We start from the raw sequence: 10,850 nt of genomic DNA on the forward strand, positions 1-10,850 counted from the left end.
CATTTTTTCAAATTACTTGCAGCTCTTTCTCCTACTTTGGCACCAGCATTTGTGCTGCCAGTAAAAGTCACAGCATTCACATCAGAGTCTATAAGATAATTTGCAGATTCTACACTTCCTACCACTGTCTGAAAAATTCCATCTGGCATTCCTGACTCAGTAAATGCTTTTTCAATTTCAATCCCTGATTGCATCGTAATCCTGGCTGGTTTCATTACAATTACATTACCAGCCATTAAGCATGGAGCTGCAAATCTTAATGCTTGCCAATATGGAAAATTCCAAGGCATGATAGAACCAATTACACCTAATGGTTCAAAAGTCAAGAAACTCTTTCTTGCATCCGTGTTTAATACTTCATCAGCAAGAAAACTATCCCCATGATCAGCATAAAATTCTAAGGCCCAAGCACATTTTTCAACTTCGCCAATTGACTCCTTGAGTGCTTTACCCATTTCAGTTGTTGCAATTTTTGCAAGCTCTGTTTTATTTTTCTTCAAGTATTCAACTAAATTGTAAACGTAACTTCTTCTTTTTTCATAATCTTTTTTCCATTCTGGAAATGCTCTCTTTGCCTTTCTGACTAAATCGAATACTTGATTCTTATCCATTTGTGAATATGTTTTGATGTTTTCACCAGTAGCTGGATTCACAGTAGTAATTTGACTCAAGGATCTATCCAATTAATTTCTCCTATTTAATCTAGTGACTTATTTTTCAAATTTATTTATAAAATCAGAACCTGATTTTGTGTGTAAAAGATAGAATGAATAACTCATTTAATTTTCCATCAAAAATTATCATTTAAGATCTTGATGAATGTGGTTTCTATTCCCATCAAAATGTTTGTTGCATATCTTTTTTAATTTCATCTATTTTCTTTGAATATGCTTTTCTTGATTTGTCATTCTTTTTTAGATTTAAAACATTTTGACATGACGGACACTTGAACATACCATCAAGAGCATTCTCAAATGTCACTCTTGGACAGTCTTCATTACCACAGTGATAAAAGTCTGAGGCATTTTCGTAATCTAATCTTTGTTGTAATCTTTCAGTAATTTTCTTTTTTTGATTTTCAATAAAATGTTCAACCTCCTCTCTTCTAGTTCTCCATCTATAGACGAACCATCCTTTTCGCTCATCTTTTACTCTGATTCCAGTAATGAGTGATTTTCCAAATAGATCATACAATACTTTTCTTACCATATTGATTCTGAGCCCAGTTGAACTTGCAATTTCTTCATCAGTTGCATCTTCTGCTTTTAGCAGAGATCTTGCAACTTTGAGGTACTCATCCCCTCCTATCATTGAAGCAATTCTAACAAAAGGATCTTCGTATTTGTCTACCAACTCTAATGACTCCTAATTTTCTACTATTAATCCCTTGTTTCTTTTACCAGCACGTTTTTACCATTTTTTGTGGGTATGATCTTTCTTTTGGCATTGGGAAATTCTTTCTCAAATTGAACGCCTTTTTGTATTCGATCCAAAAGTATTGCTAGTGCACTAATTTCCGAATGCGGCTGACTTCCAACCCCAACATTATAATCTGCTAATTCATAAATTTCTCTTGGAACTTTTTCTGCACCGACTACTACTAACAAGTTTTCTTCTTTTCTGAGATTCTCTTGTACATCATTAATGTTTTCACCATACATTGAAAGATGCACGATTTTGAAATTTTCTTCTTTTTTCTTTTTTACAATAGTTTTCCACTTATCAATAAACTCAACTACAAAATCACCTCCCCAAGTTTTATTGATCTTCTCTAATGTATCTTTGATTTCTGGATTAACTTCAGTCATAAAAATTCTCTGAGCACCAAATGCTCTTGATACTAATGCTACATGTGTTGTTACCCTGTCATCCCTTACAAGACGTTGCCCAATTCTAACAATCTCAATTACCAAATGTTTCTTCAACCTCTTTTAAAGAATTTTTATTTATTTTGTGAGAATTTTGACTATCTACAATATCTTTGATCAATTCCTTTAATTCCTTGACATTTTCACCTGTTTTCGCAGAAACTGATATAACTTTTTGGTTCTCACCCAAATTGAGCAAATCTATTTTTCGTTTCACTTCATCTTCCTTGAGTAAATCTGATTTGTTTAACACATATACTATCTTATCTTTTTCTACTTCTAATTCACTTAAAGTTCTCATACAACTGGCAAATTTCTTTTTTAATTCAAAAACTGGATCACTAATATCAATTATTAAAATAATGATGTCTGAATATCTTAATTCTTCCAAAGTTGATTTGAATGCATCTATCATATATGCAGGTAATTTACTGATAAATCCTACTGTGTCTGAAATTAAGAATGGTTCTTGATTGATTGTAATTCTTCGTGTAGTTGTAGTTAGAGTTGTAAACAATTCCTTACTCTGAGTTCTTGTCTCTCCTGTTGTTTTGTTAAACAATGTAGTTTTACCTGCTGATGTATAGCCTGCCAGAGAAATTATTTTGAATCCCATTCTTTTTCTTCCTTGTCTGTGAAGCTCTCTTTGTTTTCCAGCTTTTTCCAGTTTAGATCTTATTGTTTGCATACGATGTTTGATATCATTATAGTAAACATCTACCTCAAACTTTCCTATTCCCATAAATCCTGGTTGTTCTCCCATGTTTGAAAGACGAACTTTTTCTTTTGCTCTGACCATTTCATATCTTAATTGAGCTAATTTCACTTGTAATTTTGATTCTGCACTTGATGCTCTACTTTCAAAAATCTCGAGAATTAATCCCTCTCTATCCAAAACCTCTCTATGTAATACTGATGCAAGGTTGTAATTTTGATGTGGTTTTAAAATTTCATCAAATATAATTACATCTGGTCTTAGTTTATCTGAAATCTCTTCTAATATTTCCAAAGCCCCACCACTAATTCCATACTTTGGTTTTTTTAGATAATCCTGAGTAATTGTGTGAACTATCTCATATCCTGCTGTATTGCATAACCCTTTAGCCTCGTTTATTGAGTCCTCTTGGTCATATGTTATCAAAATTGCTGATTTCATTCTAATTCATCATTTTTTCCAAGATAAGAATTCTGTACAATCCCCTTGTATCAACTGTTTCATTTTACCGTATCTAATTCATCAAATTATTCAGTTTTTTTCAATGTTTTTTCTATATTCATATTTAAGACAATTTCAGCTATATCACTAGCATATTCTGAAATCCTTCGAATGTTTTCAGTCATTCTTCTTACTCTGTAAATTTCTTCATCATCTTTTAATGACTTTGAAGCATCTCTGACTTTTTTCTCAAATTTTACAATTTCATGAATTTTTTTAATGGTTTCTTCTGCCTGGAAATAATCTTCTTTGAATAATGCCAAACATGAATCATCTAAAACTGATAAACAAAATTCATTCATCTCTTGTAATTTTGCTAAAATTTCTTTCTTAACTGGTTTTTTAAATTCCAAAAGATCCTTTGCGATAAATGATGCATGATCACCAGTTCTTTCTATGTTTTTTACAATTAACCTATATCCTAAACAATTTCTAGCATTTCTAAAGCCCATTTCTTTGAGCATGTGTTCATTTTGAATTGCTATTTTTAATTGACGAATTATATAAAATCCAAATCTGTCTACTTCGTCATCTGTATTGATTACTTCTTGAGCAAGTTCTAAATTATTCTCTTTTACAGCTAAAATTGCATCACTTGACATTGATTTAGCCAAATGAATCATTCGTTTGAATGCACCATCCACAGATAATTCAAGTAAGTTAACAAGAACTTGTACTGTGATACCTCCACTAGAATCAGAAATGATTTCAGAGCCCATCAGCATTCGTTTAACAGCCTCTTTTACTGTGTTCCTTTGATGTGCACTCAATCTACCATTTTTTGGTTTTACATTAATTGTTCTATATCCTAAAAAATATAACGAGATTAGTTTTCTTACAATTGCAGATGCTTCTTCTTCACCTTCTATTTCTATAACTGCGTCTTCCTTTTTTTGAATACGTGATTCAAATTTAGGTGGATAAAGTTCTAATGTTGATGAACCTTTCCTAACCATTCTAATCTGATCTCCTTGTTTTAATCCTAATTCCATAATCCATTGTTTTGGTAATGAAACTATGTATGATGATTTTCCAGTAAACTGAATTTTTCTAGTTTCTTCTCTTTCATCCATGATCTAAAGAGATAAAACCATTCTATATAGTTTGGGAGTTCCAATATGGTTTAACATTGAACTAATATTTAGAAAAGATTGTACTATGTGTATGGATCATATTTTAAAACTTCGGCATTCACTTGATGCGTTATTTGGAAATGGTGTGTCTAAACATCTACCAAAAAATATTGAAATGACTTTTTCTCGGAAAACTGGAAGAATTAGAACTGTTTCGGATGGAGGAAAATTACTTTGTACTTTGAGAATTGATGGAGGTTTAGCTATAAGTCCTTATTTTGCTCAAATTTTACTAAAAAGTAAGACATTCAAAGAGAACTGCGTTGAAATAAACAAAGATGCTGCTCCGTTTGTAAGTGAAGGAAAATCTGTGTTTTGTAAACATGTAGTATGGTGTGGGAAAAATGTACGTATTTCTGCTGATACTCCAATTCTATTCAATAATAAAGTAATAGCAGTTGGTAAGGCTGTTTTATCTTCAGATATGATTTCTGATTTTAATAGAGGTGTGGCCATTAAGGTCAGAGATAGTTTAAAAAGTCCTAAGGAGGAAATAAGATCATGATGCGCGGAGGAAATCGCGAAATGCGTAGAATGATGGATAAAATGGGTCTTGATATGAATGAAGTTTCAAATGTACAAGAAGTTATTATTAAAACTGATAAAAAGGAGATAATTATCACCAAGCCCTCTGTCACTGAAATGAAAGCAAAAGACAATTCCATCTTTACAGTTACTGCAGATAGTTATGAGGAAAGAGAGTTAGAGGTTCCAATTTTCTCAGATGAGGATATTCAACTAGTCAGTCAGCAAGCTGGTGTGGATGAAGAAAAAGCAAAAAGTGCTTTAGAAGAATCTAAAGGCGATCTTGCCAGGGCGATCTTACTTTTAACCACCGGATAATCCTGCCATTTTAGTTATTTGTGCCTAAAAATGAATGATTTAAGTAATGGAATTATCAAATTTGAGTACAATGAGTAGTATGGCAGAATCTAAAGTTACTGGAATCATCAAATCTCTGAATGCTTTAGAGGATGATATTGATTCCCTAAATAGCAAAGTAGGTGATATGAAAAAACAACTATTTGTTAAAGCACAATCTGAGATAGATTCCTTGTTAGAAAAAACTAGAGAAATGGCTACAAAAGAGGCTGAAGTGATTATAAATGCATCAAAAGAAAAAGCAACCGCTGAATCTGCAAAAATTGCACAAGCAGGAGATGCAAAATTATCCGAATTACAATCTAAAATAGATAGTAATTTTGATGAAGCAGTCAAACATGTGGTGTCAACAGTTTTGAAGGTATAAACCTAAATTGTATATTTTATTTTATTAGATATCGATCCCTTACAGAATACTCGTATTGGAATTGCTACTACCTATGGTAGACCATACTATAAATTTTCAACTTATTTGAAGAATCTTAACTTATCTTTTGATTCTATTTTGCCTGAAGAAATTTTGGATTATTCTGGTAATATTGTTTTTACTACTACCAAAGAATCTCCAAAAAAATGTGAAAAGGTTTTACTGCATGAGGATATTTTTGAACATCATCATACTGTGATTAGAGGAATGATGATACAAAAACTCAATCAAAATTTCCAAGATGAAAACCTAATTTTAGGAATAGATCCAGGTCAAAGAATTGGTTTATCAATATTTTACTACGGACAAGAAATTGAGAGATCGTTTTATTCTTCAGTAGAAAAATTAATTTCTCACATAATTCAGATTTTAGGTGGTCTTAGAGCAAAAAGAAAAATTCTAAAAATCGGCGATGGGAATATGAAAATTTCTAAACAAATTGTAACAATGCTTAATCTAAAATTTTGTTCTTCTTTTGAATTAGAATTTGTAGATGAACGGAAAACTAGTCTAAAAATTAAAAATTTTAATCAAAGAGGAAAGCGAGATATGCTCTCTGCAAAATATATTTCACAGCGAGATGGATGTAGATACATGATTTTACCCTTATCAATGACAGGATGAATTTCATATTTTTTGTAAAAAATCTGTTTTAAAAAACAATATTTTTTTTAATTTAATTCACACATATTTTATGAAAATATGAAAATGTCTATATTTTTTCAATTTTTTTGATTAAAATTAAATTTTTTTGTTAAACAACTATATTCCCACATGTAATTTTTTCAAAAAATATTTAGTAAAACTAGCTATACATATTTATTGAAGATTTCTTGTTTTTATTTGAAAATAATTTTTCTGATCGATATATTTTATGAAATTTTTCCAATTTTTATCATTTTTTTCCAATTTTTTATCGATCCACCCTTATATAGATATGAATTCTATAAGATATTACTAAGATGACATGTAAAGGAATTTGTGTAAGATACAAGGCTCAAAAGCCTGTTGGCACTGGAAGATACGCTTCTGGACAACGTCGATGCCAAATTTGTGAAATATTCATCAAATGGGAAGGACTTTGGTGTCCATGTTGTGGCTATAGATTGAGAACTAAACCACGTAATCTAAAATACAAAGCAAAATTACGTGCTAGAGTTGAGGCTGATTCTATTGAAGCTAAAGCAGCTACTGATATTGAATCAGAAGTTGAAATAACAGTTAAACCAAAAGCTAAAACAGCAAAAGCTAAAACAGCAAAAGCTAAAACAGCAAAAGCTAAAACAGCAACAAAGACTAAAGAAAAAACTTCATGCAGATATTGTGAAAAATTGTTTGTTTTTGCAGACAAACATGAGAAGAACTGCAAAAAGAACCCAGGTTCCAAAAATGAAGCCTCCCAAACAAATGAATCAATAGCAATAAAAGCATAAGATTTGTTCATACGATATTGAATTCTCCAAATGGATTTTTCCAGAAAATGGTGCATTTGGAGAATCGAAATTTTTCTTTAAATATCCAAAAATTTGAAAATGGATATTTTGTTTCTGTTACAGAGGGACCGAATAAAATAGGCTCAATGGTTGTTTCTTTAGCAACTGGACCGACTCCTATCACAACTACTGTTATACCCTCAAGAACTGAATCTCTTTTTCTAAAATTAGTTGCTGAACGTATTAGTACCCGAATGAGAGGGATTGCTATTGTTTCCACCTTTATTCAAAAAGAGTTAGAACCTAATATTGCAAAAGCCTTAATGGCTGAAATTATGGAGATGATAGAGAATGAGTGATTTAAGACATTTTATTTCTCAAATCAAAAAAAATAAAGATCTTAAAATTATAAAAACTAAAGTTTCTACAAAATTTGAAATTGCAGGAATAACTGCTAAAGTAGACGGTTCTTATGCTTTGTTATTTGAAAATATCAAAGAGAGCAATTTCAATTTAGTCTCTAATTTAGTTGGAACAAGAAAAAGATTTGCTCTTGCGGTTGGAGGTTCGGAAACCAATATTCATGAAAAAGTTATTACAGCAATTAAAAAAGCTAAAAAACCAAAAATAATTTCTTCAGGAAAATTTATGGAAAACAAATCAAAAAATTTGTTTTCTATGCCTATTATTACTCATTTTGAGAAAGAATCAGGCCCATTTATCACATCATCAATAGCATATGTTAAAAATCCTGAAACTGGAAAACAAAATTCATCATTTCACAGGTTAATGCCTATAGATAAAACTCATTTTTCAATTAGAATGGTTGAGGGACGTCATCTACATAGATGTTTTGTTGATGCAAAAGAACATCATGAAGATCTGAAAATTGCAATTACAGTAGGGGTTCACCCTGCAATTTCTATTGCTGGAGCATATCAAGCTGAATGGGGTAAAGATGAAATCGATATTGCAAATTCTCTATTGGATGGAAAACTAATATTGGCTAAACTTCCTTTTACAGGACTAAATGTGCCTTCAGGTTCTGAAATTGTTATGGAAGGAAAAATCCTTCATGATAAAACTCATCCTGAATGGATGGTTGAAATGCTGCAAACATATGATCATGAAAGAAATCAACCTGTTTTTGAACTTGAAAATCTCTATTATAGAAACAATCCTATTTTTCATGATGTATTGTCTGGTTATTCAGAACATAGATTACTTATGGGAATGCCAATTGAATCTAAACTAAATGGAGAATTAAAGAAGGCTTTTCCTCAGACAATTCAAGTCTCAATGACTAACGGTGGTTGTAATTGGTTGCATGCTGTAGTACAAATTAAAAAGAAAAATGAATCCGATCCTAAAAAAATAATTAAAAAAACATTCGAATCACATCGTTCATTAAAACAAGTCACTATAGTTGATGAAGATATTGATCCTAATAATGCCGAATCAGTAGAATATGCAATGGCTACAAGATTCCAAGCTGATAAAGATCTAGTTATTCTAAAAAATGTTCGTGGTTCAAGTCTTGATCCTTCAAGTGATCAACAAAAGCTACAAACTGCTAAAATGGGAGTTGATGCAACACGGTCATTATCTAAACGACCAGAGGGATTTGAATTGGCAAAAATTCCAAAAATTGATAAAATCAAACTAGAAAAATACCTAAAATAATCAAAATCAACTGCTTAAATTAAATTGGATGAATTTAATATCATTATAGATATTAAAAATGTCTTCAGAAAACCCTACTCGTGAAAAAAGTCCTTCTGAATCTCATGCAGAAGTAATTGTTCGAATGTTTCCCTCAGATGCAAATCCCGCTGGTAATGTATTTGGTGGAGAAATTTTAAAACACATCGATATGGTTGCAGGAATTGTAGCTCAGCGACATTCACAATCAAATGCAGTAACTGTTTCTATGGATAGTGTAAATTTTTTAAAACCTGTTTTTGTGGGAAATGTACTTACACTAAATGCTAGAATAAATTATGTCCATAACTCATCAATGGAAATTGAAGTCAAAGCTGAAGCTGAAGATATAGTGACTGGAATAAGGACAATTACTGGAACTGCTTTTGTCACATTTGTTGCTCTTGATAAACATGGAAAACCAATGCATGCCCCTAAATTAGCTCTAAAAACAGATGAAGATAGAATCAAATTTGAAGAAGGTAAAATAAGAATGGAAAAACGATTACGCAATCGTCAGAAATAACGTTTAATTTTAATAGATCCATTTAAGAATCCCAAAAATTATCTTTAGTTAATGTCAGAACAAGACAAAAACAATGAGTGGGATTCATTATGGCAAGAGTATACCAAATCTCTTGAAAACTGGAAATCACTTTTTGAGCAAATTCAAAAATCAAGTAGTGATATGCAAGCCAAATTTAATGAAGTATGGGAAAAAGCTACTGCTGAATCTAGTGCAGAAACCATGAAGTTATTTGGGGAAAATTGGCAAAAAGCAATGAATGAAGTCGGGATGAATTCTTTCAAAGCATTTGGGGAAAATTGGCAAAAAGCTCTCAATGATACCAATGCTTCTACTTTCAAACAATTTGCAGAAAATTGGCAAAAAACTCTTAGTTCATCTGGATTAGAACAAATGAATGCTTACGGTGAAATGATGAAAAAATTTGCCGAGACATGGAGTTCCATGTGGCCAAAATCTCAATAATTGAGAGAATTATTTTTTCTTTTTTTGTAGTTTTTTATTAAAAATTTATTCAATTAAAACTGGTTAATTCTTTAATTCTTTTCCTTGATTCTTCTACTAATCTTTTCAATACAGGAATATAAATTTCAGATGCGTATGCAATTTCAACATCGTTATGTGCATCAATATCTAAAAACGTAGATGCAACTATTTGATTCTCTTCAACTTTGGGCTCATTTTTCTTACGTCTTTTATAATTAATAATCTCTAAAAATATTGGTAATTGTCTCTTAATTTCAATATCTAATTCGTCCTTTGAACGTAATTTCTCTTGATTCAAATTAACTTTAATTTGTTGGTTAATGTCAGCCTCATATCTTTCTGATGCTCTAATCATAATTTTAATTTCAGGCAATCTTTCACATTTATTTTGAAATTCACATATTTTTTGTATAAAATTTGGATACGTGTTTTCATGTTCTTTTATTAATCTCTTTGAATACCATTCTAAAAACTCCATGGCATTTGTATCATTTTTTATTTTTGCTTTTTCTAAAAAATTTTCTTCAGAAATATTCTCTAAAATGAATAATCCAAAATCTCTATTTGCTTCCTCTAAAATCCCATTTAATGTATTTTTTACAGAAATAATGTATTCATTAAAAAAATAATTTACATAGTATGGGTCAGGATCATATTGCTTAATTTTTTTTAAATAAAGTTCACAATTTTTTATATTTTCTTCAATATTCATTAGTTTTTGCCAGATTCTATGTTTGCATATTTTGATTGTGCTTTCAAGCTAGTTGCTAATTCCTTGAAAATCTCATTTACACTCACATCGACTAAATTTATGGTTGCATTTTCTTTCACAATTTGATTTTCAAATTTCTCTTTAATGGCAAATGATACTGAAGACCAATGCAAAATTCCCTTTAATTGCTCTTCAACTGTAGTATTGGTTGTTGGAAAATTTGCTGGCGAGAAGACAATTCCATTGGTCCATTGCATAGTTGGAATGCCTCCTCCTGATGATCTAGTGCTGAATGCGATCTGTTTTACCCAATCCTCAAATTTGTATTCGATTACCTCGTGAATAATCAATTTTTTCCATGGTTCTACGGAAATCTCCATTTAGTGATATTATCAACAAACCAATTATAATCTTATTTTTTAATATCGCTTATTTACTAGACACTAATCATTATTTTTTATTATGG

Annotated in this window: 16 protein-coding genes; 9 read left to right on the forward strand and 7 right to left on the reverse strand. The window is 30.9% G+C overall.

What is annotated here, in order from left to right:
- The 5 genes from BD31_RS06280 to BD31_RS06300 form a co-directional block, all read right to left on the reverse strand.
- A partial coding sequence (locus BD31_RS06280; protein ID WP_048097527.1) for an aldehyde dehydrogenase family protein occupies positions 1-611 on the reverse strand: 611 nt, incomplete at its 3' end.
- A gap of 226 nt (positions 612-837) precedes the next feature.
- Complete coding sequence (locus tag BD31_RS06285) at positions 838-1,353, reverse strand: transcription factor (protein WP_008300126.1); 516 nt, start codon at positions 1,351-1,353, stop codon at positions 838-840.
- A gap of 26 nt (positions 1,354-1,379) precedes the next feature.
- Positions 1,380-1,913, reverse strand: coding sequence for a tRNA methyltransferase (locus tag BD31_RS06290; protein ID WP_008300132.1), 534 nt, complete (start codon positions 1,911-1,913; stop codon positions 1,380-1,382).
- Entirely contained in the window at positions 1,903-3,024 is a 1,122-nt protein-coding gene (gene hflX / locus BD31_RS06295) for a GTPase HflX (RefSeq protein ID WP_008300138.1), read from the reverse strand. Before hflX ends, BD31_RS06290 begins: the two co-directional genes overlap by 11 nt.
- A gap of 86 nt (positions 3,025-3,110) precedes the next feature.
- Positions 3,111-4,157 (reverse strand): phosphate uptake regulator PhoU, encoded by a 1,047-nt coding sequence (locus BD31_RS06300; RefSeq protein ID WP_008300119.1) that lies wholly within the window; start codon positions 4,155-4,157, stop codon positions 3,111-3,113.
- A 91-nt stretch (positions 4,158-4,248) separates the two neighbouring features.
- Here BD31_RS06300 and BD31_RS06305 point away from each other — a divergent pair, with 91 nt between their 5' ends.
- The 9 genes from BD31_RS06305 to BD31_RS06345 all read left to right on the forward strand — a co-directional run bounded on the left by BD31_RS06305 (position 4,249) and on the right by BD31_RS06345 (position 9,651).
- Complete coding sequence (locus tag BD31_RS06305) at positions 4,249-4,722, forward strand: PUA domain-containing protein (RefSeq protein WP_048097523.1); 474 nt, start codon at positions 4,249-4,251, stop codon at positions 4,720-4,722.
- The gene (locus tag BD31_RS06310) at positions 4,719-5,060 is read left to right on the forward strand and encodes a nascent polypeptide-associated complex protein (RefSeq protein ID WP_008300130.1); all 342 of its coding nucleotides are present in this window, start codon (positions 4,719-4,721) and stop codon (positions 5,058-5,060) included. Before BD31_RS06305 ends, BD31_RS06310 begins: the two co-directional genes overlap by 4 nt.
- 79 nt (positions 5,061-5,139) lie before the next feature.
- Positions 5,140-5,466 carry a hypothetical protein gene (locus BD31_RS06315; protein ID WP_048097524.1) on the forward strand — a complete coding sequence of 109 codons (327 nt, stop codon included), beginning with the start codon at positions 5,140-5,142 and terminating at the stop codon, positions 5,464-5,466.
- A gap of 105 nt (positions 5,467-5,571) precedes the next feature.
- Positions 5,572-6,150 (forward strand): RuvC family protein, encoded by a 579-nt coding sequence (locus BD31_RS06320; protein ID WP_048097525.1) that lies wholly within the window; start codon positions 5,572-5,574, stop codon positions 6,148-6,150.
- Positions 6,151-6,488: 338 nt separating this feature from the next.
- Positions 6,489-6,959 carry a hypothetical protein gene (locus tag BD31_RS06325; protein WP_008300115.1) on the forward strand — a complete coding sequence of 157 codons (471 nt, stop codon included), beginning with the start codon at positions 6,489-6,491 and terminating at the stop codon, positions 6,957-6,959.
- Between the two features lie 17 nt (positions 6,960-6,976).
- Positions 6,977-7,318 (forward strand): proteasome assembly chaperone 4, encoded by a 342-nt coding sequence (locus tag BD31_RS06330; RefSeq protein WP_008300136.1) that lies wholly within the window; start codon positions 6,977-6,979, stop codon positions 7,316-7,318.
- Complete coding sequence (locus tag BD31_RS06335) at positions 7,311-8,642, forward strand: UbiD family decarboxylase (protein WP_008300139.1); 1,332 nt, start codon at positions 7,311-7,313, stop codon at positions 8,640-8,642. The genes BD31_RS06330 and BD31_RS06335 overlap by 8 nt, the downstream gene beginning before the upstream one ends.
- 58 nt (positions 8,643-8,700) lie before the next feature.
- A complete protein-coding gene (locus tag BD31_RS06340) occupies positions 8,701-9,186 on the forward strand; it encodes an acyl-CoA thioesterase (protein ID WP_008300117.1) in 486 nt (161 codons plus the stop codon).
- A 51-nt stretch (positions 9,187-9,237) separates the two neighbouring features.
- Positions 9,238-9,651, forward strand: a complete 414-nt coding sequence (locus tag BD31_RS06345) for a hypothetical protein (RefSeq protein WP_008300109.1) — start codon at positions 9,238-9,240, stop codon at positions 9,649-9,651.
- A gap of 49 nt (positions 9,652-9,700) precedes the next feature.
- Here BD31_RS06345 and BD31_RS06350 read toward each other — a convergent pair whose 3' ends face one another.
- Both BD31_RS06350 and BD31_RS06355 read right to left on the reverse strand, forming a co-directional pair.
- Complete coding sequence (locus tag BD31_RS06350) at positions 9,701-10,384, reverse strand: hypothetical protein (RefSeq protein ID WP_008300123.1); 684 nt, start codon at positions 10,382-10,384, stop codon at positions 9,701-9,703.
- Positions 10,384-10,764 (reverse strand): hypothetical protein, encoded by a 381-nt coding sequence (locus BD31_RS06355; RefSeq protein ID WP_008300108.1) that lies wholly within the window; start codon positions 10,762-10,764, stop codon positions 10,384-10,386. The genes BD31_RS06350 and BD31_RS06355 overlap by 1 nt, the downstream gene beginning before the upstream one ends.
- Positions 10,765-10,850: the final 86 nt, after the last annotated feature.

Source organism: Candidatus Nitrosopumilus salarius BD31 (assembly GCF_000242875.2).
Taxonomy (GTDB): Archaea; Thermoproteota; Nitrososphaeria; order Nitrososphaerales; family Nitrosopumilaceae; genus Nitrosopumilus; species Nitrosopumilus salarius.

Coding starts and splice junctions, on each gene's coding strand:
- BD31_RS06340 (WP_008300117.1), top strand. CDS start 8,701: ATGTCTTCAGAAAACCCTACTCGTGAAAAAAGTCCTTCTGAATCTCAT.
- BD31_RS06305 (WP_048097523.1), top strand. CDS start 4,249: ATGGATCATATTTTAAAACTTCGGCATTCACTTGATGCGTTATTTGGA.
- BD31_RS06310 (WP_008300130.1), top strand. CDS start 4,719: ATGATGCGCGGAGGAAATCGCGAAATGCGTAGAATGATGGATAAAATG.
- hflX (WP_008300138.1), bottom strand. CDS start 3,024: ATGAAATCAGCAATTTTGATAACATATGACCAAGAGGACTCAATAAAC.
- BD31_RS06325 (WP_008300115.1), top strand. CDS start 6,489: ATGACATGTAAAGGAATTTGTGTAAGATACAAGGCTCAAAAGCCTGTT.
- BD31_RS06350 (WP_008300123.1), bottom strand. CDS start 10,384: ATGAATATTGAAGAAAATATAAAAAATTGTGAACTTTATTTAAAAAAA.
- BD31_RS06355 (WP_008300108.1), bottom strand. CDS start 10,764: ATGGAGATTTCCGTAGAACCATGGAAAAAATTGATTATTCACGAGGTA.
- BD31_RS06315 (WP_048097524.1), top strand. CDS start 5,140: ATGGCAGAATCTAAAGTTACTGGAATCATCAAATCTCTGAATGCTTTA.
- BD31_RS06335 (WP_008300139.1), top strand. CDS start 7,311: ATGAGTGATTTAAGACATTTTATTTCTCAAATCAAAAAAAATAAAGAT.
- BD31_RS06345 (WP_008300109.1), top strand. CDS start 9,238: ATGTCAGAACAAGACAAAAACAATGAGTGGGATTCATTATGGCAAGAG.
- BD31_RS06300 (WP_008300119.1), bottom strand. CDS start 4,157: ATGGATGAAAGAGAAGAAACTAGAAAAATTCAGTTTACTGGAAAATCA.